Consider the following 26,295-nt stretch of genomic DNA (forward strand, 5'->3'; position numbering starts at 1 on the left):
TATGAATATTAATGATGTTTATTTGTGGCTAAAGTCTATAGAGGGAGTAACAAATAATAATATAAATCAAATAGAGTCAAATAACATAGATATTAAAGATTTAATTAACTTTAGTGATAAGGAAATATATAATTTAAAAAATATAAATACAAATATTAAGGAAAATATAGTAAAATATAAAAGTCTAACTTATTTAGAGGAAATAAAGTCAAATCTTGAGAAAAAATTTATAAAATATGTTAGTATTTATGATGAATCATATCCATCTAATTTGAAGCACATATATGATGCACCTAAAATATTATTTTATAAGGGAAATTTAGATGTATTAAAAAATAATATTAATTTGGCAATGGTAGGTTCTAGGAAGTGTACTCAGTATGGGGTTAATTGTGCAAAAAATATAAGCAAAAGTTTGTCAGATGTAGGTATAAATATTATAAGTGGACTAGCTATAGGAATAGATACTTATAGCCATATAGGATGCTTAGAAGGTAAAGGAAAAACCGTGGCAGTAATTGGGTCTCCTTTAGATAATATATTACCAAGACGAAATATTAAATTAGCTCAAAAAATATTGGATGATGGTGGTTTGATATTGTCTGAATATAATATTGGAAGTGCTGTTTATCCTAGCAATTATGTTCATAGAAATAGAATATTGAGTGGGATAAGTGATGGTGTTATAGTAGTTGAGGCAGCTAAAAAAAGTGGTGCATTAATTACTGTTGAGTATGCATTAGACCAAGGCAAAAACGTTTTTTCTATTCCGGGCAATATAAACTCATGTATGAGTGAAGGATGCCATAAAATAATAAATGAAGGAGCAACATTAATTCATAGTGTGGAAGACATATTAAATGAATACCAAATTGACAGGAATTATTATACAGAAAATTCTAAAAAATATGATAATATTAAATTGAATGAAAAAAGTGTTGAAATATTAGAACTAATAAAAGATAATGGTATATTGAATATAGATGAAATTTGTGATAATACTAAAATGGAAGTAAAATATATAAACGCAATCTTAAATGAACTAGTACTTAAAGATTTATTAATAGAGATGAATAATCAAGTATACAGTTTAAATATATAAAGAAAATAAGTGGGGGTGTGTCGTTAATGGCAAAAACATTAGTCATCGTGGAATCTCCTGCAAAAGCTAAAACAATAGAAAAATTTCTAGGAAAAAGTCACTATACTGTAAAAGCTTCTGTAGGACATGTAAGAGATTTACCTAAAAGTAAATTAGGTGTTGATATAGAAAATAATTTTGAGCCACAGTATATAAATATACGAGGAAAAGGTGATTTAATAAAAGAGCTAAAAAAGGAAGCTAAGAAATCTAAGAAAGTTTATTTAGCTACCGACCCAGATAGAGAGGGAGAAGCTATATCATGGCACTTAGCTTATATTTTAGGATTGGATCAAAATGATGAATGTAGAATAGAATTTAATGAGATAACAAAAGATGCTATAAAAAAAGCTATTAAAAGTCCAAGGAACATAGATATAAATTTAGTTGATGCTCAGCAAGCAAGGAGGGTTTTAGATAGACTTCTTGGATACCAAATAAGCCCGATACTTTGGCAAAAAGTTAGAAAAGGATTAAGTGCCGGTAGAGTTCAATCTGTAACAACTAAGTTAATATGTGATAGAGAAAAAGAAATAGAAGCATTTATACCAGATGAATATTGGACAATAGACGTAGAGGCTAAAACTTCTAAAGATGAGGATATTAGTTTAAAGTTTTATGGTAGATCTAAAGATAAAATGGAATTACCAAATGAAGAAATAGTAAACTCTATTTTAGATGATATAAAGGATAAAGAGATAGTAGTAAATTCAATAGAAGCAAGAACTAGGAGAAAATCAGCTCCTAAACCTTTTACAACAAGTATGCTACAACAAGAAGCAGCAAACAGACTATCTTTTACCACTAAGAAAACAATGAGTATAGCACAAGAGCTATATGAAGGTATTGATATTGAAAATGAAGGTACAGTGGGTCTTATATCATACATAAGAACAGATTCTAAAAGAATATCAGAAGAAGCAAAAGAGAAATCAAAAGAATATATATTAGAAGCATTAGGGGAAGATTACTATAAACCTGATTTTGATAAAGGCAAGGAAAAAGGAAGTAAAAAAGTACAAGATGCACATGAGGCTATAAGACCAACTTCTGTAATTAGAACTCCGGATAGTATAAAGAGCTCTTTAACGAAAGATCAATTTAAGTTATATAACTTAATATGGAGACGATTTATAGCTAGTCAAATGCAAGATTCTATTTTTGATATATTAAATGTAGAGTGTAAGATAGATGACTATATTCTAAAGGCTACTGGTTCTAAAATGAAATTTGACGGATATACAAAGATTTATAACTTTACAGAAAGAGAAGATAAAATACTTCCTCCTATAAATGAAGGAGATACTCTTATTGTGAAGGATATATTACCTCTTCAACATTTTACTCAACCACCAGCAAGATATACTGAGGCGAGTCTGGTAAAAACCCTAGAAGAATTGGGAATAGGAAGACCTAGTACTTATGCACCAACTATAACTACTATATTAAATAGAGAATATGTTGAGAAGCAAGGAAGTAGTCTTCATCCAACAGAATTAGGAAAAATAGTTACTGATATACTAGAAACTAATTTCCAAAAATTTATAGACGTAGACTTTACTGCTACTATGGAAAGTCAGCTAGATGAGGTTGAAGAAGGAAATATACCTTGGAAAGAAGTTGTAGCGAAATCATATGAACCGTTAAAAGAAGCTATAGAGATAGCTAAGGAAAATATAGAAAAGATAAATATGGATGAAGAAACTGATGAAATATGTGAAAACTGTGGAGAACACATGGTAATAAAGCATGGTAGATTTGGAAAGTTTATGGCTTGTAAGAATTATCCAGAATGTAAGACTACAAAGCCTATTGTAAATAAAATAGGTGTAAAATGTCCTAAATGTAATAATGGAGATATAATACTTAGAAAATCTAAAAAAGGCAAAGCATTTTATGGATGTTCAAATTATCCAGAGTGTGACTTTTTATCATGGAATAAACCAACTGGAGATATTTGTGATAAATGTGGATCTTATATGGTAGAAAAAATAACAAAATCGGAAACTAAAGTTGTTTGTCCTAATAAAGAATGTAAAAATGAGATGGTAAAAGAGAATAGTGAAAATTGAAAAAATGAGGGGCTTTATATTGAAAAACCAATAGAATTATGATAATATTTCTATTACATAATTATAAGAAAAACTAACGTTTATTATATATAAGTATATAAGGCATAACTTTCATGAGGAGATGAATTGCAAATGGCGAGCGAAGTATTACAGAAAACAAGAAAAATTAATAAAACATTACAAACAAGTGGTGGAAGTAATGTCTCTTTTGACTTATTAGCAGGTGCATTAGGAGAAGTTTTAAGTTCAAATGTATACGTATTAAGCTCTAAAGGAAAAGTATTAGGATTACACCTTAATGATATAGCTGATAGCTCAGTTGTAGAAGATGATATAACTAAGCAAAAGAAGTTTCCAGAGGAATACAATACAAATGTATTAAAGATAAAAGATACTTTAGAAAATCTAACAGGTGAAGAATTACTTGAAGTATTCCCATTCGAACAAGGTAGAACTGAAAAGAAAACTACAATAGTTCCAATATTAGGAAGTGGGCAAAGATTAGGAACATTAATATTATCAAGATATGATAATGAATATGAAGATGATGATTTAGTTATAGCAGAATATAGTGCTACTGTTATAGGACTTGAAATATTAAGAGCCATAGGTGAAGAGCTAGAAGAAGAAATGAGAAAGAAAGCTGTAGTTCAAATGGCAATAGGAACATTATCTTATTCAGAACTTGAAGCAGTTGAACATATATTTGAAGAATTAGATGGTAAAGAAGGTTTACTTGTTGCAAGTAAAATAGCAGATAGAGTTGGGATAACTAGATCAGTTATAGTAAATGCATTAAGAAAGTTCGAAAGTGCTGGAGTTATAGAATCTAGATCTTTAGGTATGAAAGGTACTCATATAAAGATACTAAATGATAAACTTATGGAAGAACTTAAAAAATTAAAAAATCATCAATAATTGATTATAAAAAGGTATCTAAATTCTAGATACCTTTTATTTTTAATATGTATAAGGAGTGAGAGTATTGCCTTTAGCAGATAAAATGCGTCCAAAAAAGATTGAAGATATGGTTGGTCAAAGGCATATTATAGGAAATGGAAAAGTTTTAAATAAAATTATAGAAAATAAATCTATTCCTAATATGATATTATATGGACCACCAGGTACAGGTAAGACTACTTTAGCAAATATAATAGCAAATACTACAGGAAAAAAATATGTAAAATTAAATGCTGTTAATTGTGGAGTAAAAGAGATAAAGGAAATAATAGATGAAAATAAAAGAGATTTATTTTCGTATAATGGTATAGTTCTTATGCTTGACGAGATTCAAGCTTTAAATAAAAAACAACAGCAATCTTTACTTGAAGTTATAGAGGATGGTTCTGTGACGCTAATAGCAAGTACAGCAGATAATCCATATTTTGTAATATATAAAGCTATATTAAGTCGAAGTTCTATATTTGAATTTAAGCAAATAAATAAAGAAGATATACTTATTGGACTTAAAAGAGCTATTGATAAACTTAGAGAAGAGAATAGATATGAGAATATTAATGTTGAAGAGGAAGCTTTAGAATTTATAGCAGAGACTTGTAATGGGGATATGAGAAGTGCACTAAATAAATTGGAGTTAGCTTTTAATACCGGTATAGATATAGGTTCAAATTCTGTTAATATAACTATAGATACTATTGTAGAGTGCTCTAGCTCGAAAGTGTTAAGTTATGATAGAAGTGGAGATGATGGATATTCAATATTATCTGCATTTCACAAATCATTAAGAGGGTCTGATGCCGACGCATCTATACACTATCTTGCAAGGCTTATTAAAGCTGGAGATATTCAAAATATAACTAGAAGACTGTTATGTGTTGCAAGTGAAGATGTAGGGCTTGCTGTTCCTCAAGCAATAACTATTACAGAAGCCTGTGTTCAATCAGCATTTCAATTAGGGTTACCAGAAGCTAGGATACCACTTGCACAAGCAACTATATACTTAGCCCAGTGCCCAAAATCAGATTCTGTTATAAATGCAATAGATAAGGCATTATATGACTTAGATAATATAAATGTAGGAGATATTCCTATTCATTTAAAGGATGCTCATTATGCTGGAGCTAAAAATTTAGGAAGAGGAGTAGATTATAAGTATCCACATGATTATCAAAACAATTATATTAAACAGCAATACTTACCAGACGAAATAAAGCATAAAAAATATTATATACCAGGTAAGAATAAAAATGAAATAGCATTTGATAATTATTGGGAAAATATAAAAAAAAATAAATAATAAGAAATTTAATATAGGCTACTAAGTATTTGGAAAATACATTATAGCCTATTTTTAATCTAAGAATAGATGTTAGTTAATATTATTATAATAAAATTTTATGTGTTATTTTTTTTAGCAGTAGCATCTATTATAATATATAGAGATTAAATACTAAAAGTAAATTACATTAAATAATTTGCTTTGATAAAAAATTAAAAATATAAGCATCTAAAAGATTAAATCATGCTAAAATTATTATAGCAAAATATATGTGGATGAGATAATGTCAAAACGGTATATACATAGTAAAAAATTAAATAAATAGAAAATATCAGGGGGAGTCTATGATTATAAAGGTGGATGATACCTATCATAGCAAGGTTATTAATTACTTAAAAAGAGAGCCTGACTTTAACTTGTTTATAATAGGGGATATAGAGCGATATGGATATGATAATTATTTTTTAGATATATGGGCAGGTATAGATAAAAAAGGACATATAGAAGGTGTATTGTTGAGATACTTTGAATACCTTATATTTTATTCGCAAGGAAATTTTAATATAGATGAATTTGCTAATCTTATAAATAACCTAAATTATATAGAGATAAGTGGTAAACTAGATGTTTTACAGAAATTAGAGAGAAAAATATGTGTAAATCGCAAACGAATAGTCAAGTTTTGTGTTCTTGATGATTCAAGTAAATTAAATGATATAGAAATAGGATTAAGACCTAAGAAAATAAGATTTGGAAATATAAATAAGGTAGCGAAATTATACGAAGAGATTGATGAATTTGAAAATACTACTGTAGAAAATATAAAAAATGGACTTAGAACAGGTAGAGGATATTGCATAGAAGTAAATAAAAAAGTGGTGGCTATGGCAAAAAGTACATTAGAAACTAGAACTCATGCAATGATAGTAGGAGTTGGAACGCATCCAAATTTTAGAAATAAAGGCTTAGCTACAAAGTGTATAGTAAAGATATGTAGTGAAATTATAAATGAAAATAAAATTCCATGCTTATTTTATGATAATATAGAAGCAGGAAAGATATATAATAAACTAGGTTTTAAAGAAAAGGGATATTGGGGCATATACTATAGATAAAACCATAGCAATATTATATAATATATACAGATATAATACTTTGGGAGGGAAATATGTATAAAATAGGAATTGATGTAGGTGGAATGAGTATAAAAGCTGGCCTTGTAGTTAATGGGGAAATTATTCAAAGGTCAGTTAAAGAGACTAATCAATCTGGTGGTTTAGAAAATATTATAGAAGATATAACTGAATTAGTTAATGATTTATTAGATAAAAGTGAATTAGAAATAAATAATATAGATTCAATAGGAATAGGATTTCCAGGAGTTGTTACAAGTGAAGGTAGAGTAACTTGTGTGAATATAGGTCTTGAAAATGCTTTAATAATACCTAAGTTAGAAGAACGCCTAAAAGGAACTATTGTACGTGCAGGTAATGATGCGAATGTAGCAGCACTTGCTGAGTATTTTTACGGTAGTATGAAAGGCTATAATAGTGGAGTTATGATAACACTAGGAACTGGAATAGGTGGAGGTATAGTTATAGATGATAAGTTAATAACTGGCTCAAATGGAGTAGGTGCTGAAATTGGTCATACTATGGTTGCTACTAATTACTATGACTGCAATTGTGGAAACAATGGATGTTTTGAAACTTTCTGCTCAGCTACGGCTATAATAAAATATACACAGAAATTATTAAAAGAAGGTAGAGAAACTATAATAAGAGATATGTGTAACAATAACTTAGAAAATATAACTGCTAAGATGGTATTTGATGCATATAAAGAAGGAGATCAAGTAGCAGTTGAAATTATAAATAGATTTAAAAAATATTTAGCTATGGGAATAGGAAATATAGTTAATTTTATAGATCCAGCAGTTATATCAATAGGTGGAGGAGTTTCTAATGCTAGTGATATACTTTTAGATGGTTTATCAGAACAAGTAAAAAAACACCTTCCTTTTAAAAAGGCAAAAATTGGGGATATTGTTATAGCTAAATTTAAAAATGATGCAGGAATAATAGGTGCGTCGGCTCTGTAAAGGACTAAAATATTATAATAGAGAAATTTACATATTAATAAATTTATAAAAATAACTCATTGTATTAGTTAAATATTATTATTAAAAATACTAAAGTCTAAAAATATACATTTTGGAATTAAAAAAACTTTATATGTAAATTCAATATGTTTAGTAAAATAACTAATACAACAGACAAAATAAGTAGTAGTATGTTTTGAAGATACTACTACTTATTTTTTTGCGTATAAGAAAATTATATCATAAATATATTTCTGGATAACCTATGAATATAAGCGATATCAATAACTTTATAAACGTAATAAATTACATTTTGAAATGCTTCGCCCACGCAGTGGCTCAAGCAGCGGATGTATCCGTAGCGGTAACAAGGATATATCATTGGCGACATGAAGTGTTTCGCCGACACGTCGCTCGAGCGAAGCGAATTTTTTATTGAACAATTAAATTTTATTGATAAATTTATTTAGTGATGAAACACATCACTAATAACATTTGTTAGGATAAATATTATTAAATTTATAAAAATAGAAAATTATTGTATTTATTGCTTGGAGAAAGGGAATACTTATACATGTTTAAAAATAGGTTTAGTATAAAATAATAGAAAATATAAAAATTAAGATTAAAAAGAATCTATAGTGGTATATATATAATATATTTAATTCCTAGTAAAGTGGTATGAATTTAATCTTGACAAAATTACTAGGGTATAATAAAATTATATTGAAGGTAATACCTAGTAAAATAGTATGGATTACAATTCGTTGTAAAGGGTGATAAATATGAAATTATCCACTAAGGGTAGATATGGACTTAAAGCAATGTTTCAATTATCATTAAATCAGAGCAATGGTCCTATTCCCTTAAAAAATATAGCTAGTAAGCAAAATATATCAGAACAATATTTAGAGCAAATATTTTCATCTCTAAAAAAATCTGGATTAGTTCAAAGTGTTAGAGGAGCTCAAGGCGGATATTTATTATCAAAAGAACCTAAAGATATAACTGTAGGTGATATACTAGTGGTACTAGAGGGGCCTGTTTCACTATCAGATTGTGTAATGGATGAAGATATATGTGAAAATTCTGGTAAATGTGTAACGAAAATTGTATGGGAAAAAATGAAAAAGGGTATAGAAGATGTAATAAATTCTATAACTCTTCAAGATATGATAGATGATCATAATAAAAACATATTAGATAATGATATAACAAACTTAATTATAAAATAGATAGGGAGACGAAGAAAATGGAAAAAAGAAGATTATATATGGATTATTCTGCGACAACTCCTGTAAAAAAAGAAGTTCTAGATGAAATGATGCCATATTTTACAGAAAACTTTGGAAACGCATCTAGTTTTCATACATTCGGAAGAGAAGCAAAAACTGCTTTAGATAAAGCTAGAGGGCAAGTTGCTAATCTTATAAATGCAAAGCCTAATGAAATATACTTTACAGCTGGTGGAACGGAAAGTGACAACTGGGCGATAGAAGGTGTTGCTTTTGCTCATAGAAGTAAAGGAAATCATATAATAACATCTAAAATAGAACACCATGGAATACTTCACATATGTGAATATTTAGAAAAGCATCATGGATTTGAAGTAACTTATTTAGATGTTGATGCTGAAGGTAGAGTTAAATTAGATGAACTTGAAAAAGCAATAAAAGATACTACTATATTAATAAGTATAATGTTTGCAAATAATGAAATAGGAACAATACAACCAATAAAAGAAATTGGTGAAATAGCTAAAAAGCACAATGTATTATTCCATACAGATGCTGTTCAAGCAGCTGGTAATGTACCAATAGATGTTAAAGAATTAAATGTAGATTTAATGAGTATGTCTTCACATAAGATATATGGTCCTAAAGGAATAGGCGCTTTATATATAAAAACTGGTACAAAACTTCACTCTTTCGTTCATGGTGGTGCACAAGAAAGAAGAAGAAGAGCTGGTACTGAGAATATGCCATCTATAGTTGGATATGGAAAAGCAGCAGAACTTGCTAAAACTAATATAGACGAGCATATAGAAAGACTTACATCTTTAAGAACAAAATTAATAGATGGAATACTTGAAAAAATACCTTACACAAGAGTAAATGGTAGTTTAGAAAATAGATTACCAGGTAATGTTAACTTCTCGTTTGAATTTATAGAAGGAGAAGGAATATTATTAATGTTAGACATGTTAGGTATAGCTGCATCAAGTGGATCAGCTTGTACATCAGGATCACTTGATCCATCACATGTTTTAATGGCTATAGGATTACCACATGAGATAGCACATGGATCATTAAGACTTTCAATAGGTGATTTTACAACAGAAGAAGATATAGATTATATAATAGAAAAATTACCAGCAGTTATAGAGAGATTAAGAATGATGTCTCCTTTATATGATGCTGTAACAAAACAAAAATAATAGCACGGAGCTAATAATATAATTAAGACTTAAGGAGGATAAGAATATGCAATACAGTGATAAAGTAATGGAACATTTCATGAATCCAAAAAATGTTGGAGAAATAGAAAATGCAAGTGGTATAGGTGAAGTTGGAAATGCTAAGTGTGGAGATATAATGAGAATATATCTTGATATAGACCCAGAAACTCAAGTTATAAATGACGTTAAATTTAAAACTTTTGGATGTGGATCTGCTATAGCAAGCTCATCAATGGCTACTGAAATGGTAAAAGGAAAAACTATACATGAAGCATTAGCTGTAACTAATAAAGCAGTTGCAGAAGCTTTAGATGGTTTACCACCAGTAAAAATGCACTGTTCAGTTTTAGCAGAACAAGCAATAAAAGCTGCTTTAATAGATTATTCTAAAAAGCATAATATACACATACCAGAGTTAGATGGTGTTGTTATAGATGATGATCATGACCATCATCATGATATAGAAGAAGAGGAAATGTAATTTTAAATATAAAATTCAATAATTAGTATATAAATATCCCTTTTAGGTAATTACTTAAAAGGGATATTGTGATTTAAAAGATATGATAAAATTTAAATTAGTAGATAGATATTAGATATAAATAAGTTTAGTCTTTAAAAAGTAAGATAAAATATATATAATAAAAAGATATAAGCAAATTCGTAAAAGAAGGTGACAAAATGAAAAAAAGAGTAATGATCGGTATGAGTGGTGGAGTTGATAGTTCTGTTGCAGCATATCTTTTAAAAGAACAAGGATATGATGTTATAGGAGTTACTATGAAGCTATGGCAAGATGATGATGATGAACTTATAGAAAATGAAGGTGGATGTTGTTCATTAGCAGCTGTTGAAGATGCTAGAAGAGTTGCAGATAGAATAGGTATACCTTTTTATGTATTAAATTTTAGTGATGTATTTAAACAAAAGGTAATAGAGCCTTTTATAGATGAATATTTAAATGGTAGAACTCCAAATCCTTGTATAGCTTGTAATAAGCATATAAAATTTGATGATTTCTTTAATAAAGCACGTCAAATAGGATGTGATTATGTAGCTACAGGGCATTATGCTAAAATAGAAAAAGATGAAAAAACAGGAAGATATCTACTTAAAAAGTCTGTTACAGATAAAAAAGATCAAACTTATGCACTATATAATTTAACTCAAGAACAGTTAGAACACACATTACTTCCTATAGGTGATTATGAAAAAGAAAGAGTTAGAGAAATTGCAAAAGAAATAGGAATAGATGTTCATAATAAGCCAGATAGCCAAGAAATATGCTTTGTAAAAGATAATGACTATGCTGGATATGTAAAAAAACATTCTAAAAAAAGAATTGAAGAAGGTTATTTTGTAGATACTAAAGGTAATGTCTTAGGAAAGCATAAAGGTATAGTAAACTATACTATAGGTCAAAGAAAAGGATTAGGCATAGCTTTTGGAAAACCTATGTTTGTTATTGATATAAATGCTAAGAAAAACACTGTAGTGTTAGGTGATAATGAAGATTTATTTAATAAAGTTGTCATAGCAAAAGATGTTAATCTTATAGCATTTGATGAAATAACAGAACCAGTTAGAGTAGAAGCTAAGATAAGATATTCTGCTAAGCCATCTCCAGCTACAGTATACAAAATAGATAATAATAAAATAAAAATAGTATTTGATGAACCTCAAAGGGCTATAACTAAAGGGCAATCTGTTGTAATGTACAATGGTGATGTTGTAGTTGGTGGAGGAATAATCTGCTAATAAAACTAAAATCAATATAATTTATAGTATTGATTAATTACACAAAATTTAGTAATATAACATATATAAGTAGTTAGAATAAAGTTTAACATATGAATTCTAACTATAAAATTAAATTTATTAGATACAGAGATAAGAAATAGTAAATTATTTGATGCCTTACAGAGAGAGGGAATTGGTGGAAGCCCTTAGGATAGAATAGTTGAAGCAGTCTTTGAGTATCAGTCCTGAAATAATAGTATGGATTGACGGTAGTTCCGTTATAACTAAGGTTTTCCGAAGATGTCATGATTTATTATGATAATTAGGGTGGTACCGCGAATGTAATCCTCGCCCCTATAAGTTTTTATAGGCGCGGGGTTTTTTAATTATAAGGAATTTATTTATAAGTTCCAAGCATTAAATTTGAATAATAAGCCTTAGATATTTGGTGATATAAGTAGTTTTGTTTGCTAAATAGTTAAAGTAAAATCAAATTTAGAATTTAAAAATAAAAGATATATAAAATAGGAGGAAATTTAAGATGCAACAAATGGGATTAAATGAAATTAGAAGTAAATTTTTAAAGTTCTTTGAATCTAAAGATCACTACTTAAAGGAAAGTGCTTCTTTAGTGCCACAAAATGATAAAAGTTTATTACTTATAAACTCAGGTATGGCTCCGCTTAAAAATTATTTTGCCGGTGTAGAAGTTCCACCAAGTGTTAGAATGACTACTTGCCAAAAGTGTATAAGAACAGGAGATATAGAAAATGTAGGAAAGACTGCTAGACATGGTACTTTCTTTGAAATGTTAGGGAACTTCTCATTTGGAGATTACTTTAAAGAGCAATCTATATCTTGGGGATGGGAGTTTGTTACACAACATTTAAATATACCTGAAGAGAAAGTATGGGTAACTGTATATGAAGAAGATGATGAAGCTTTTGGTATATGGGAAAATCAAATAAAAATACCTAAAGAAAGAATAGTTAGGCTTGGTAAAGATGATAACTTCTGGGAAATAGGTATAGGACCTTGTGGACCATGTTCAGAATTATACTTCGATAGAGGTGAAGAATATGGATGTGATAATCCGGATTGTAAACCAGGATGTGATTGTGATAGATATTTAGAATTCTGGAACCATGTTTTCACTCAATTCAATAGAGATGAAGAAGGTAACTATGGACAATTAGAACATAAAAATATAGATACTGGAATGGGTCTAGAAAGAATGGCTTGTATAATGCAAGGTGTAGATACTATATTTGATGTAGATACTATAAAGCATATATTAAATACAGTAGAAAAAATGGCTAATGTTGAATACGGAAAAGGTGGAAAAACTGACGTATCAATAAGAATAATAACTGACCATATAAGAGCGGTAAGTTTCTTAGTTGCAGATGGTGTATTACCATCTAATGAAGGTAGAGGATATGTTCTTAGAAGATTGTTAAGAAGAGCAGCACGTCATGGTAAGTTATTAGTAATAAAAGAAAACTTCTTATATAAATTAGTGGATGAAGTTATAAAAGTAAGTGGAGAAGCTTACCCAGAATTAGTAGAAAAAGAAAGCTACATCAAAAAAGTTATAAGAATTGAAGAAGAAAAATTCAATGAAACTATAGAACAAGGTATGGAAATACTAGCTTCTTATATAGCAGATTTAAAGAAAAATGGAGAAACTACTTTAAGTGGAGAAAATGCATTTAAATTATATGACACTTATGGATTCCCAATAGATTTAACTCAAGAAATATTAGAAGAAGAACATTTATCTATAGATGAAGAAGCATTCAATGAGGAAATGAACAAGCAAAGAGAAAGAGCTAGAAGTGCTAGAGGAAATATGGATGGAGAAAGTTGGAAGGAAGATCCATTATCAAAATTAGATTCTTCAGTAGCTAGTACTTTTGAAGGATATTTTGAATTAGAAAATTCAGGAATAATAAAAGCTATAGTTAAAGATAATGAATTAGTAGATTCAGCTGTAGCAGGAGACAAAGTTATTGTTGTACTTGATAAAACTACATTCTACCCAGAAGGTGGGGGACAAGCTGGGGATGCTGGACTTTTAGTAAATAAAAATGAAGACATAGTAGTTGAAGTAATAGATACTAAAAAAGGTGCTAACAACACTATAAAGCATATAGGTATAGTAAAAAGCGGTATGATAAATACTGGAGAAAAATTATCTACAATAGTAGATAAAGAAATAAGAATGGCATCTGCTAGAAATCACAGTGCTACTCACTTACTTCATAAAGCATTAAAAGAAGTTTTAGGAGAACACGTTAACCAAGCAGGATCGCTTGTTACTTCAGAAAGATTAAGATTTGACGTAACTCATTTTGAAGCTATAACTAAGGAAGAATTAAAAGTTATAGAAGAAAAAGTAAATGATGTAATACTTGAATCTTTAAATATAACTTGTGAAAATATGAGTATAAATGATGCAAAAAATAAAGGAGCTATGGCTTTATTTGGTGAAAAATATGGTGATGAAGTAAGAGTTGTTTCTATGGGAGATTATTCAATAGAACTTTGTGGTGGTACTCACTTAACTAATACTTCTCAAATAGGTATGTTTAAAATATTATCTGAAGGTGGAGTAGCTGCAGGTGTTAGAAGAATAGAAGCTATAACAGGTAGAGCAGTTTACAACTACTTAAAAGAAAAAGAAGAAATAATATCTAATGTATGCTCAAACTTAAAAACTAAAGAAGATAGTTTATCTCAAAAAGTAACTTATTTAATAGAAGAAAATAAATCATTATCAAAAGAATTACATGATATGAAAACTAAGATGAGCTTACAAGCGGTAGACTCAGTACTTGACTCTAAATTAGATGTAAATGGAGTTAATTTAGTAACTACTAAATTTGAAGGTATGGATATGAATACTTTAAAAGAAGTTGCAGATAATTTAAGAGATAAATTAGTAAGTGGAGTTGTAGTACTTGCTAATACAACAGATGATAAATTAAATCTTGTAGCTACAGCAACTAAAGATGCAGTGGATAAAGGTGTTCACTGTGGAAATATAGTTAAATCTATTGCACAAATTGCTGGTGGAAAAGGTGGAGGAAGACCTAATATGGCTCAAGCTGGTGCACCAGATGTTTCTAAAGTTGATGAAGCCTTAAATCATGCAAGTGAAGTTTTAAAATCACAAGTTAAGTAATCCTATTTTAAGGGGGCTTTAAAAATGAATAAAGATTTAGATTATACTATGAAGTTTGAAGGGATATCAGACGATAAAATGAGTGTTTCACAAGCTCTAGATTTTGTAAATGAAGCACTATTAGAAAAAGGATACAATCCTATAAATCAAATTATAGGATACCTTCTTTCAGGAGATTCTAGTTATATAACTGGATATAAAAATGCAAGATCTATAATCAAAAAATTTGAAAGAGATGAGATACTTGAAGAAGTAATACAATATTACTTAAATAGAAAGTAGGTTAAAACTTATGAAAAAGAAACTTGTATCAGTACTGTTTGCAGTGATGGTACTTATAGTTTCTATTCCTAAATATAGCTTTGCTGCTGAAAGTGGCAAAGTTATATTTATAAATATGAATAGAACTACTATAAAATCAATGCAAGACATACCTAGTTTAAAGGCTGAACTAGAAAAACGAGGATATATGGGTCTAATGAATATAAGAGGTGACAAAGGCACTGATGATAAAAGATCCCTTGCAAGTATGGGTGCTGGAGGACGAGCAAACTTAGCATCTGACTCATATATAAACTTTAAAGAAGCAACTAAGGAAAATGCAACTATTTATAAGTCATCAACAGGAAAAACTCCTAAAAAAATAAATGATTTATCAATAAATCAATCATTAAATGAAAATGAAGCAAATGGTCAATATGGATCTACATTAGGTTCACTTGGACAAACTTTATCAGATAATAATTTTAAGGTTGCTGTTTTAGGAAATAGCGATACAGTAGAAAATGGCGAATTAAAAGAAAATAGAAATATATGCTTAATAGCTATGGATAACTATGGTAGAGTAGCGGATGGAAATATCGAAGATATTAATATCGAAGACGATACCATGCCATTTGGAATAAGAGCTGATTATGATAAATTAACTAAAGAAACTAAATCATTATATGAAAATAATGATGCTTTATTTGTAGATTTAGGAGATACATATAGATTAGATCAATATAAAGGTTTTTTAAATGAGCATACTTATTCTAAAATGAAAAAAACTATACATAATAACATAAGTAAATATTTAGAATCAGTATTTAATATGGTAGGAGATAATGATGTTGTTTATATAGCTAGCTCTTTCCCAAGTAAATTAGCTTATAAAAATAAAGAAAGATTATCTCCAATTATAAAGTTTAAAGGTAATGAAAAAGGTTTATTATCTTCATCTACAACAAGAAGAGATGGTATTGTAGCCAATATAGATGTAGGAGTAGATATACTTAATGAATTTGGATTAGAAAATAAGTCTATGGTAGGTAGAGCTTATAGTTTAATACAAAAAGATGATAATGTAGATTTCTTATCATATGAACTTGAAAAAATGGCAACTATATCTAATATAAGATCAACAGTTGTAAATACTTTTGTAGGAGTTGTATCTGTATCTTGGGTTATAGGTATGGTAGCTATATTATTTAGAAATCGTATACCTAACAAAGATAAAGTATTTAATGTAATAAAAGAGTTTATAAAGTTAGGAATAATAATGCCATTAGTATTTTTATTAGCTCCTATATTTAACTTTAAAATACCTGTATCTATGACTATTGGTATAATTATAACAACACTTGCTTTATACTTATTAGGTAGAGTTTTATTTAAAGATGATTTAAAACAGATGGGATTCTTTGCATTAATAACTATTTTAGTAATTGTAATAGATTGTATATTTGGAACGTACCTTATGAAAAATAATATAATGAGTTATGATGCAATTATTGGAGCTCGATATTATGGTGTAGGTAATGAGTATGAGGGTGTATCTATAGCAAGTCCTATATTTGCATTTGCAATACTATTAAATTATAATAAAAAGCTTCCAAAATGGTCGATAATAATAGCTTCAATAGTAATATTAATAACTAGTGCATATCCTACTATGGGTGCTAATGTTGGTGGAGCTATATCTCAAACTGCTGCATATTTATTATTTATAATGCTTATATTTGATGTTAAATTAGATTTAAAGAAAGTAATATTAATAGGAATTTCAGTAGTTGCAGTGGTTGGAGCATTTGCATTTTTCGATATAGTATCAGGAAGCGAATCTCATTTAGGTTTATTTGTACAACAAATATTCTTAAATGGACCAAGCGCTATAATACAAACTTTTGCTAGAAAAATAGGTATGAATGTTAAGTTAGCTCAAACTAGTGTATGGGTAAATATATTACTAGCAGGTATATTTATAATAGGAATATTTATAATTAAGCCACCTAGACAATTTAGAATGATAGCTAAAAGATATCCTATGATATTTAAAGGATTTATAGCTTCTATGGTGGGATGTATAGTAACCCTTTTAGTAAATGATTCAGGAATAGTTGCAGCATCTACAGCATCTATTTATATATTAATACCTCTTATAATAATAAGTATTAATATGTTAGTACCTGAAAATAAAGAGAATGATTAAGGAAATTAGTCAGGTTAAATATCCTGACTAATTTTTACGCTTAAGAAGATTATATTATATTGATAATCTTGGATAACTTAGTAAACATATTTATATAAATATATTATTTTTTAGCGTAAAAATATTTTGAGCAACGGACAAAGTCGTTGGCGACATGAAATACTTCGCCGACACGTCGCTCAAGCGAAGCGAATTTTTTATTTATAGTATATAATGATATAGATAACAAATGTATTAATAAATACTTTATGGACAAATTAAATAAGAAAATAGTTTTATATTAAATTTATAAAATTGAATAAGGAGAAATAGTATGTTAGACGGAAGAATAATGGGACTTGATGTAGGAGATAAAACTATTGGAGTTGCTGTAAGTGATTTAATGGGACTTACAGCTCAAGGCGTTAAGACTATAAAAAGAGTAGGAAAGAAAAAAGATATCGAAGCATTGAAAGAAATAATAAAAGAAAGACAAGTTAATAAAATAGTTTCAGGACTTCCTAAAAATATGAATGGAACATTAGGACCTCAAGGTGAAAAGGTTATAAAATTTTGTGAACTATTAGAGGAAGAAACAGGTATAAAGATAGAATATTGGGATGAAAGATTATCTACAGTGGCTGCTGAAAGAACCCTTATACAAGGTAATGTAAGGAGAGAAAATAGAAAAGGTGTAATAGATATGGTTGCAGCAGTAATAATATTACAAGGTTACTTAGATAGACAAAGAAATTTTTAAAAAATATATAAAATTATAGTTTTATGATATATAATATAATTAATAAATAAAACAGAGGTGAAAAGGCATGCAAGAAAACATAATAAACTTAATAGATGAAAATGGTGTAGAAAGTCAATTTGAAATAATATTAACACTAGAAGCTGAAGGTAAAGAATATGCTATATTAATGCCAGTTGAGGAAGAAGAAGCTGAAGAAGCATTAGTATTTAGAATAGACCAAGATGAACAAGGTGAGATATTAGTTCCACTAGAAGATGATAAAGAATATGAAATAGTTGTAGATGTATACAATACATTAATGGAAGAAGAAGGATTAAACTTTGATGAAGAATAATTAGTAAAAAAGACTTTTCAAATTAAATTTTGGGAAGTCTTTTTTTGTGTGTAAATTTATTATAATCAGGGAAAAATATTTAAAAATTGATTAGGAAGGAGTTAAAAAAGTGAAAAAAAAGGGATTAATTTTATTATTATTGCTATTAATTAGTTTTGTATCTACTTTTAATGTATATAGCTTTAGTGAAAGAGATATTAAAGAATATAAAATGATAGAAAATATTCTTTTAATAGGGTTAGATGGAACTAATGATAAATTTCCTAAAAGATCTGATACGATGATAATATTAACTATAGATAAGTTAAATAAATCTTTAAAACTTACATCTTTAGCAAGAGATACTTTAGTTAAAATTCCAGGAAGAGGAGAAGAAAAATTAACTCATGCCTATGCATATGGACAAGAGGAACTATTGATGCAAACTATAAATGAGAACTTTGATTTAGATATAAAAGACTATGCAGTAGTAAACTTTAAATCATTTATTGATATAGTAGATATAATAGGTGGAGTTGATATTAATGTAAATGAAAAAGAAATACATCACTTAAATGAAGTAATAAAAGAGTGCTATGGGGTAAATCATGAGGATACTAAAAATATAGAGTATATAACAAGTAGTGGAAATCATAATTTAAATGGATACCAAGCTCTTGCTTATGCTAGAATAAGAAAATTAGATACAATATATAAAAGAGACGAAAGACAAAGGTTAATACTAACTAATATAGCGCACAAATTATCTGATGTTTCTATAAGCAAATATCCGCAAATTGCAAAAAGTATATTAAGACATATAAAAGTTAATATAGCATTTAATAAGATAATAGATTTAGCATTTATAGCTCATGAGCTAGCAAGTTATGATATAAGTCAATTAGAATTTCCTATATCAGAGTATAGAGAAGAAGGTATAATTGGTGAAAAAGGAACTTATGTAGTTAAGTGGGATAAAAATAAAAATATAGAGTTATTACATCAGTTTATATATGGCAATTAGTGGGTATAATCAAAATATTGTAATTGACAATAAGTTCATTATCAATTACAATATTTAATAAAGATTATCAGTTGAAAATAAGGGTGATTAGTATGAATACTATGGATATATTAAAAGAAAAATTAAGAGAAACGGGATTTAAAATAACTCCTCAAAGAAGAGCTGTAATAGACATTTTATTAAAACATAACAGTGAGCATTTAAGTAGTGAACAGATATATGATTTAGTTAGAGTTGATTGTCCTGAAATAGGACTAGCTACAGTTTACAGAACTATGCAATTATTAGATGAAATCGGAGTAATATCAAAACTTAATTTAGATGACGGATGTATAAGATATGAAATTAGTTTAAATAAAAATGAATGTCATAATCATCATCATTTAATATGTAAAAATTGCTCAAAAATAATAGAAGTTCAAGAAGATTTATTAGAGAGCATAGAAAGTAAAATCCAAGAAAGATATAAATTTGATATAGTAGATCATGATGTAAAATTCTATGGATTATGTGAAGATTGTAAAAAATAATAATAAAAATATAAGTCTCATTTGAGACTTATATTTTTATTGTAGAAAAAATAATAGATCCTACTAATATAACTACTATTAAAATTTCTAAAGCATTATTAAAAAAACTTCCAACTCTAAAATAGCCTAAAGAATATTTCTTATTACTAATAGGATAAAACAAAGGAATACCGGATTTTGTAAATAAATCACCTAAAAATAAATGACTTGCATATCCTATAGTTCCAAAAAATGATAAATTAGATATATTATATATTATCTCTATTTGCTTAAGTAAAAAATAGATTACAATAATTGCAAATATACTATGTGAAAAGCTTCTATGTTTAAGCCATGGAAATGAAGCTAGCATTAAGAAGAAAATAACAAAATATATTTTAACCTTTATAAAAAATAAGCATAGAGATAAAAGTATAAGTGTTAAAGATAAAAGTATTTTTCTAAGTAGTATGTGATTAATCTTAGATTCTAATACCATTATTGCTATAAATGTTACAATAGAGCTTAAGAAAAAATTATTATTATTTATCTTAAGAGATATAAAAAATATAGCAAAATTAATTATATATATAACTATTTTTAATATTAGTTTTGAAGCATCTTGTTTTAAAAATACATTAGAAATTGTAGAGTTAGATTCATCTAAGTCAGGAAGTATTGAAAATATAGCAGCCAATACAAGATTAAATATTGAAATAGGAATCTTAAATAAAATACAAGCTTGGATAGTACTCAAAATACCTATTGTACAATGGGTTTTACCGCGCATATATCCTCCTAAAATTATAATATAGTTTGAGAATATCAAAATAAATTTAATTTGTCAAAATAATACATTAAATGTATTTTAAATATTACTTAAATTATATATGAAATTATGGTACAATTATAATAACTGGTAAAGAGTGCGTGATTTGATATTATTTAAAAACTGTAGAACGTGTTTGAAAACTAAATAGACAGAAGGAGATGATGCGATTGTTTAGAAAGAATACGAATAAAATAAAAGTCATGGCATTAGGTGGGCTTAACGAGATAGGTAAAAACATGACTGTTATTGAGTATAAAGACGAAATAATTGTAATAGATGCAGGGATGAGTTTCCCAGATGATGAAATGCTAGGTGTAGATGTAGTCATCCCTGATATAAGCTACCTAATAAAAAATAAAGATAAAATAAAAGGTATATTCATTACACATGGTCATGAAGACCACATAGGAGCGCTTCCATATATATTAAAAAAGATAAATATTCCTATATATGGAGCTAAACTTAGTATAGGTCTTATACAAGTTAAATTAAAAGAACATAAAATAAATAATGCTAAACTAAATGTAGTATCTCCAAGAGATATTATAAAACTTTCACATATGGAAGTTGAATTTATAAAAAATAATCATAGTATACCAGATGCTTGTTCTATAGCTGTTCATACAGACCAAGGAATAATATATCATACAGGAGACTTTAAGATAGATTTAACGCCTATTGACGGTGAAGTTATGGACATACACAGAATATGTGAATTAAGTAAAAAGGGAGTTCTTTTATTATTAGCAGAGAGTACTAATGCTGAACAACCAGGTTCTACAATGTCAGAAAAGACAGTAGGAGCTGGATTAGATGATTTATTTAGAAAAGCATCAAATAGTAGAATAATAGTTGCAACATTTGCATCTAATATACACAGATTACAACAAATAATAAACACAGCGGAGAAATTTAACAGAAAAGTTGCTGTATCTGGAAGATCGATGGTAAATGTAGTTGCTGTAGCTACTGAATTAGGATATTTAAATATACCTGATAATATGCTAATAGATTTAAATGATATATCTAAATATGAAGATAATGAAGTAGTACTAATAACTACAGGTTCGCAAGGTGAACCAATGTCAGCTTTAGCTAGGATGGCAAGTGCTGAACATAAGAAGGTAGAAATTAAAAGAGGCGATTTAATAATAATATCAGCTCATCCAATACCAGGGAATGAGAAACTAATATCAAAAGTTATAAATAGTTTATTTGAAAAAGGTGCTGAAGTAGTGTATGATGAATCTGATATACACGTATCAGGACATGCAAAGCAAGAAGAATTAAAACTTATGCATAGATTAGTAAGACCTAAGTTCTTTATGCCAGCTCATGGTGAATATAGAATGCTTAAAATACATGCAGAATTAGCAGAAGAATTAGGAATGCCAAGTCAAAATATATTTGTAAATAAAACAGGAGATGTTTTAGAAATAGATAGGAATTCTGCTAAAGTTACAGGCACTATACCAACAGGTAATGTATTAGTTGATGGATTAGGTGTTGGAGATGTAGGGAATATAGTATTAAGAGATAGAAAACATTTATCAGAAGATGGTCTTATGATAGTTGTTGTTACCATATCTAAAGAAGATGGAAGAGTTCTAGCAGGTCCAGATATAATATCAAGAGGATTTGTATATGTAAGGGAATCAGAAGATTTAATGGATGGAGCTAAAAATGTAATAAAGGATGTATTAAGAGACTGCGAAGATAGAAATATAAAAGAATGGGCTTACTTAAAGAATAATATAAAAGAAAGTTTAAAAGAATATCTGTATCAAAAGACAAAGAGAAATCCTATGATACTTCCTATAATAATGGAGGTATAATTATAAAAGATTGAATATAATTTATTATATTCAATCTTTTTTTATGGGAGGAAGTTATGGCAATATATGAAACAGCTACTAAGTTAGCTAATGAAATTAAAAGTAGTAAAGAGTATACACAGTTTAAAAAATACATGCAAGAAGTAAAAAAAGACCCAGAAAGTGAAAAACTATTAACTGAATATAAGATGACTCAAGTTAAGGTTCAAAACTTTACGGTAAATGATCAAAAAGATCAGAAAAGAAATTTAGCTAAATTTGAATCATTAAAAAAGAAAGTATTTAACAATAAAAAACTTTCTAGATATTTAAATAGTGAACAACAATTTACATCTATGATGGCTCATATAAATCAAATATTATCGCAGGCAGTAGAAAATGATTATAAATAGTTAAGGTTTATAATAGGCATAATATAATTAATATAAAATAATAGACAAAAGAGGTATATATTATGAGAGTTATAGTAATGAAAGTCAGCCTTAAAGATGATTGGGCACATTCTCTTAAGGAAAAGAGGATGGTAGTTAAAAGTATAATTGCTAAACTTCAAAATAAGTTCAATATATCTGTAGGTGAAATAGAAAATCAAGATATACATAACTTGATAACTATAGGTATTGCAGGTATAGCTTTAGATGCTAAGGTTTGTGATTCTACAATTGAGAATATAATTAACTATATCGAAGAAATTACAGATGCAGAAATTATAAATATAGAACAAGAAGTGAATATATATTAATAAAAACTGAGTTAAGCTTAAAATTTTAAGCTTAACTCAGTTTTTTAGTTATAACAGTCTACTATCTCGCCATAATATAAGAAGTGATAGTCATCTATTGGGTAGTTTTTCTTTAATTCATCTGGAAATTTATCTTTTTTTATTCTATCAACATAAGTAATTTTACATTCATAGTACATATTACAATTATCTACTATAGGTGATGATACAGTTTTAGAATTTAAAAACTTTATATTAGCTTCCTTTGCCTTATCAATATCTTTACCAGATTTAGTGCCACATATAGTAAGAGCTTTTTTCATACCATCACTATAAGGAATACTTATAGTATAATCTTTAGCAGTCTTTAGAAATTCATATGTGTATCTTTGAGGTCTGATCATAGCTACAAAGTAAGGTTTATTCCAACTAAAGCCAATATATCCCCATGATATCGTCATAGTATTTACCCCTTGATTGTTCTTAACAGTTAAAAATGCACCTCTAGTAGTTAAATTTTTCATAGCATCTTCTAAATTCTCATAAAAATTCATACAACACCTCTTAATTATAATATTAAATATACTAACAATTATATTATATATTGACTAGATTATTCTTAGTAATGGATATAAAATATTAAGTTATATTAAAAAGGAATTATATTTAATTAATATATTATAGATTTAAATATTAATTTAAGAAATAAATATACAGAAAATAACAATTATAATTATACGATGTTGGTAAAATATATATTTATAATATGAAAATAGAGGAGGATTAAAATGGATAGCAACGCAAAAAAAGCTTTAAAACAAGTTAAAATGGAAATTGCTGCAGAATATGAAATGTATCCTGAAGATGTCTTCGATTTAATAGAACTTGGTTATAATAAAGAAAATTCTAAATTAAGAGTAAAAAGAAGTAAAGAAAGAACTAGTTTTTCTAAGACTGGTCATTTAGAATAAAAACAATAAATAGTGAGAAAATAAATTTAAATAAATATTAAGAGGTGACATTAATGAAAAAACTAGCTAGTTTTATAATGGCTATACTAATTGCAATCATGCCTATGAATTTATCTTTTGCAAATGAAGGTAATGCTCCACTTAGTGTATCTTCTAAATCAGCTATATTAATGGATGTAGGAAGTGGACAAATACTTTACGAAAAAAATGCCCATGACAAATTACCTCCTGCAAGTGTAACTAAAGTAATGACAATGTTACTTATATGTGAGGCACTAGATTCTGGAAAAATAACATTAGATGATAGTGTACAAATAAGTGAGAATGCAGCAAGTATGGGAGGAAGTCAAATATTTCTAGAAGCAGGAGAAGTTCAAAAAGTAGATACTTTATTAAAGGGTATAGCAGTAGCATCTGCTAATGATGGTTGTGTTGCTATGGCAGAGTATATAGGTGGAAGTGTAGAGAGTTTCGTAGATATGATGAACGCTAAAGCTAAAGAGTTAAACATGAAGGATACTAATTTTGTAAATACTAATGGACTTCCTGTAGATAATCATTATACATCAGCTCATGATATAGCTATAATGTCTAGAGAGCTATTAAAACATGATGTTATAAGTAAATACTTAACAACTTGGATGGATCAAGTTGTAGTTGGTAAGAAGCAAATTACAGTAGGACTTGCTAATACAAATAAATTAATAAAGCATTATCAAGGAGCTACAGGAGTTAAAACAGGATTTACTCAACAAGCTAAATACTGTTTATCAGCTTCAGCTAAAAGAGGAGACACTCATTTAGTTGCAGTAACTTTAGGCGCAGAGACATCACCTGAAAGATTTAAAGATGCAACTAGTCTTTTAAACTTTGGATTTGCAAATTATGAAAGTGTAAAATTATGCTCTAAAAATGACAATATAGCTACACTTACATTAGATAAGGCAGATGAGCAAAAGATAAATTTAGTAGCAAAAGAAGACTTAAGCGTACTTATTAAAAAAGGTGGAAATAAAGATTTTACTAGAAAGATAAAAGTAAATGAAAATCCAACAATACCTATTAAAAAAGGTACAAATTTAGGATATGTAGAAATTTATCAAGGAAAAACTTTAGTAGGTAAAGTTGATTTAGTAAATACAAAAGATATACAAAAGGCAAGTTATTTAAAAATGTTACAACGAGTTATAGATGAAATGTTATAAAAAGAAGCTTTTTTAGCTTCTTTTTTTGATAATAATTTACAAAATAAATAATTAATCATAATTTATACATTTTTATGTTAACAATAAGTATAGATTAATCATATAATTTATTAATCAGTATGTGAGGGGAGAATACTATGGTTGATGATACTTATCCTCAAATGCCAATAATAGAGACTAAAAATTATTTGCTTAGACCAGCTAGATTAAATGATGCAGAGGACATGTTTGAGTACTACAAACAATCAAAAGTAGTAGAATATTTACCTATGAGTTCTCATAAGACGGTATCAGATACAAGAAGATTTATAAAATCATTTTTTATAGACAATTACAACCAAGGAAAAATAGGTCATTTTGCAGTTGTAGATAAGTCTAATAATAAAGTGATTGGGAATATAGGTTTAAATAACGTATATAAAAGTGATACTGAAGGGGAAATAGGTATATGTATAAACCCTATTTATTGGGGACATGATATAGCTACAAAGCTTGGAAAAGAAGTAATTAAATTTGCATTTACTAGTACAAATATAAAAAGAATAGTAGCTAATACTTATGAAAATAACAAAAGAACTAGAAAGTCATTAAAACACTTAAATCTTAAATATTATAAAACATATAATAAAAAAATAGTAAAGGGAATGAAGATAACTTATGTTAAGTGTGACTCATATAGGATTTTAAAATCTGAATATATTAAAATAAATAGAAAGTAATAGGTTATCCTATTAC

Annotated in this window: 25 protein-coding genes and 1 other annotated feature; of the genes, 23 read left to right on the top strand and 2 right to left on the bottom strand. The window is 27.9% G+C overall.

Annotated features, from left to right (window positions below; translation table 11 throughout):
• The first annotated feature begins 1 nt into the window (after position 1).
• The 17 genes from dprA (at position 2) to BN7997_RS04920 (ending at position 20,017) form a co-directional block, all read left to right on the top strand.
• Positions 2–1,102 (top strand): DNA-processing protein DprA, encoded by a 1,101-nt coding sequence (gene dprA / locus BN7997_RS04840; protein WP_071119735.1) that lies wholly within the window; start codon positions 2–4, stop codon positions 1,100–1,102.
• A gap of 26 nt (positions 1,103–1,128) precedes the next feature.
• Positions 1,129–3,213, top strand: coding sequence for a type I DNA topoisomerase (gene topA / locus BN7997_RS04845; protein ID WP_071119736.1), 2,085 nt, complete (start codon positions 1,129–1,131; stop codon positions 3,211–3,213).
• 132 nt (positions 3,214–3,345) lie between these two features.
• A complete protein-coding gene (codY, locus tag BN7997_RS04850; protein WP_071119737.1) occupies positions 3,346–4,131 on the top strand; it encodes a GTP-sensing pleiotropic transcriptional regulator CodY in 786 nt (261 codons plus the stop codon).
• A gap of 67 nt (positions 4,132–4,198) precedes the next feature.
• On the top strand, positions 4,199–5,470 hold the full coding sequence (locus BN7997_RS04855) for a replication-associated recombination protein A (protein WP_071119738.1): 1,272 nt from the start codon (positions 4,199–4,201) through the stop codon (positions 5,468–5,470).
• A gap of 326 nt (positions 5,471–5,796) precedes the next feature.
• Positions 5,797–6,567, top strand: coding sequence for a GNAT family N-acetyltransferase (locus tag BN7997_RS04860; protein WP_071119739.1), 771 nt, complete (start codon positions 5,797–5,799; stop codon positions 6,565–6,567).
• 53 nt (positions 6,568–6,620) lie between these two features.
• Positions 6,621–7,553, top strand: a complete 933-nt coding sequence (locus BN7997_RS04865; protein WP_071119740.1) for an ROK family protein — start codon at positions 6,621–6,623, stop codon at positions 7,551–7,553.
• A gap of 785 nt (positions 7,554–8,338) precedes the next feature.
• Positions 8,339–8,788, top strand: coding sequence for an RrF2 family transcriptional regulator (locus BN7997_RS04870; protein WP_071119741.1), 450 nt, complete (start codon positions 8,339–8,341; stop codon positions 8,786–8,788).
• A gap of 17 nt (positions 8,789–8,805) precedes the next feature.
• On the top strand, positions 8,806–9,990 hold the full coding sequence (gene nifS, locus BN7997_RS04875) for a cysteine desulfurase NifS (RefSeq protein WP_071119742.1): 1,185 nt from the start codon (positions 8,806–8,808) through the stop codon (positions 9,988–9,990).
• A gap of 46 nt (positions 9,991–10,036) precedes the next feature.
• The gene (gene nifU / locus BN7997_RS04880) at positions 10,037–10,492 is read left to right on the top strand and encodes a Fe-S cluster assembly scaffold protein NifU (protein WP_071119743.1); all 456 of its coding nucleotides are present in this window, start codon (positions 10,037–10,039) and stop codon (positions 10,490–10,492) included.
• A gap of 200 nt (positions 10,493–10,692) precedes the next feature.
• A complete protein-coding gene (mnmA, locus tag BN7997_RS04885) occupies positions 10,693–11,769 on the top strand; it encodes a tRNA 2-thiouridine(34) synthase MnmA (RefSeq protein WP_071119744.1) in 1,077 nt (358 codons plus the stop codon).
• Positions 11,770–11,889: 120 nt separating this feature from the next.
• Positions 11,890–12,110: a binding site (T-box leader), on the top strand.
• A gap of 182 nt (positions 12,111–12,292) precedes the next feature.
• Complete coding sequence (gene alaS / locus BN7997_RS04890; RefSeq protein WP_071119745.1) at positions 12,293–14,938, top strand: alanine--tRNA ligase; 2,646 nt, start codon at positions 12,293–12,295, stop codon at positions 14,936–14,938.
• Positions 14,939–14,962: 24 nt separating this feature from the next.
• Positions 14,963–15,220: an IreB family regulatory phosphoprotein gene (locus tag BN7997_RS04895; protein ID WP_071119746.1), complete on the top strand. Its 258-nt coding sequence runs from the start codon at positions 14,963–14,965 to the stop codon at positions 15,218–15,220.
• A 10-nt stretch (positions 15,221–15,230) separates the two neighbouring features.
• Positions 15,231–17,408 (top strand): hypothetical protein, encoded by a 2,178-nt coding sequence (locus BN7997_RS04900; RefSeq protein ID WP_071119747.1) that lies wholly within the window; start codon positions 15,231–15,233, stop codon positions 17,406–17,408.
• 313 nt (positions 17,409–17,721) lie between these two features.
• On the top strand, positions 17,722–18,147 hold the full coding sequence (gene ruvX, locus BN7997_RS04905) for a Holliday junction resolvase RuvX (protein ID WP_071119748.1): 426 nt from the start codon (positions 17,722–17,724) through the stop codon (positions 18,145–18,147).
• Between the two features lie 67 nt (positions 18,148–18,214).
• On the top strand, positions 18,215–18,484 hold the full coding sequence (locus tag BN7997_RS04910) for a DUF1292 domain-containing protein (protein WP_071119749.1): 270 nt from the start codon (positions 18,215–18,217) through the stop codon (positions 18,482–18,484).
• Positions 18,485–18,593: 109 nt separating this feature from the next.
• Positions 18,594–19,487: an LCP family protein gene (locus BN7997_RS04915; RefSeq protein WP_071119750.1), complete on the top strand. Its 894-nt coding sequence runs from the start codon at positions 18,594–18,596 to the stop codon at positions 19,485–19,487.
• Positions 19,488–19,579: 92 nt separating this feature from the next.
• Complete coding sequence (locus BN7997_RS04920) at positions 19,580–20,017, top strand: Fur family transcriptional regulator (RefSeq protein ID WP_071119751.1); 438 nt, start codon at positions 19,580–19,582, stop codon at positions 20,015–20,017.
• 28 nt (positions 20,018–20,045) lie between these two features.
• Here BN7997_RS04920 and BN7997_RS04925 read toward each other — a convergent pair whose 3' ends face one another.
• Positions 20,046–20,786: a metal-dependent hydrolase gene (locus BN7997_RS04925; protein WP_071119752.1), complete on the bottom strand. Its 741-nt coding sequence runs from the start codon at positions 20,784–20,786 to the stop codon at positions 20,046–20,048.
• A 203-nt stretch (positions 20,787–20,989) separates the two neighbouring features.
• Between BN7997_RS04925 and BN7997_RS04930 the strand changes: the two genes are divergently transcribed.
• From BN7997_RS04930 to BN7997_RS04940, 3 genes are all read left to right on the top strand, one after another.
• The gene (locus BN7997_RS04930; RefSeq protein WP_143023165.1) at positions 20,990–22,663 is read left to right on the top strand and encodes a ribonuclease J; all 1,674 of its coding nucleotides are present in this window, start codon (positions 20,990–20,992) and stop codon (positions 22,661–22,663) included.
• Between the two features lie 56 nt (positions 22,664–22,719).
• A complete protein-coding gene (locus BN7997_RS04935; RefSeq protein WP_071119754.1) occupies positions 22,720–23,055 on the top strand; it encodes a YlbF/YmcA family competence regulator in 336 nt (111 codons plus the stop codon).
• Between the two features lie 62 nt (positions 23,056–23,117).
• A complete protein-coding gene (locus BN7997_RS04940; protein WP_071119755.1) occupies positions 23,118–23,405 on the top strand; it encodes a DUF503 domain-containing protein in 288 nt (95 codons plus the stop codon).
• 44 nt (positions 23,406–23,449) lie between these two features.
• Here the strand turns inward: BN7997_RS04940 and BN7997_RS04945 are convergent, their stop codons facing one another.
• Entirely contained in the window at positions 23,450–23,938 is a 489-nt protein-coding gene (locus tag BN7997_RS04945; RefSeq protein WP_071119756.1) for a flavin reductase family protein, read from the bottom strand.
• A gap of 234 nt (positions 23,939–24,172) precedes the next feature.
• On the opposite strand from BN7997_RS04945, the gene BN7997_RS04950 reads away from it, so the two are divergent.
• The 3 genes from BN7997_RS04950 (at position 24,173) to BN7997_RS04960 (ending at position 26,279) form a co-directional block, all read left to right on the top strand.
• Complete coding sequence (locus tag BN7997_RS04950) at positions 24,173–24,355, top strand: CD1290 family small acid-soluble spore protein (protein WP_071119757.1); 183 nt, start codon at positions 24,173–24,175, stop codon at positions 24,353–24,355.
• Positions 24,356–24,408: 53 nt separating this feature from the next.
• Entirely contained in the window at positions 24,409–25,560 is a 1,152-nt protein-coding gene (locus BN7997_RS04955) for a D-alanyl-D-alanine carboxypeptidase family protein (protein WP_071119758.1), read from the top strand.
• Between the two features lie 137 nt (positions 25,561–25,697).
• A complete protein-coding gene (locus BN7997_RS04960) occupies positions 25,698–26,279 on the top strand; it encodes a GNAT family N-acetyltransferase (RefSeq protein WP_071119759.1) in 582 nt (193 codons plus the stop codon).
• The last annotated feature ends 16 nt before the right edge of the window (positions 26,280–26,295 follow it).

The sequence above is a fragment of the Romboutsia timonensis genome (assembly GCF_900106845.1).
In the GTDB taxonomy this organism is placed as follows: domain Bacteria; phylum Bacillota; class Clostridia; order Peptostreptococcales; family Peptostreptococcaceae; genus Romboutsia; species Romboutsia timonensis.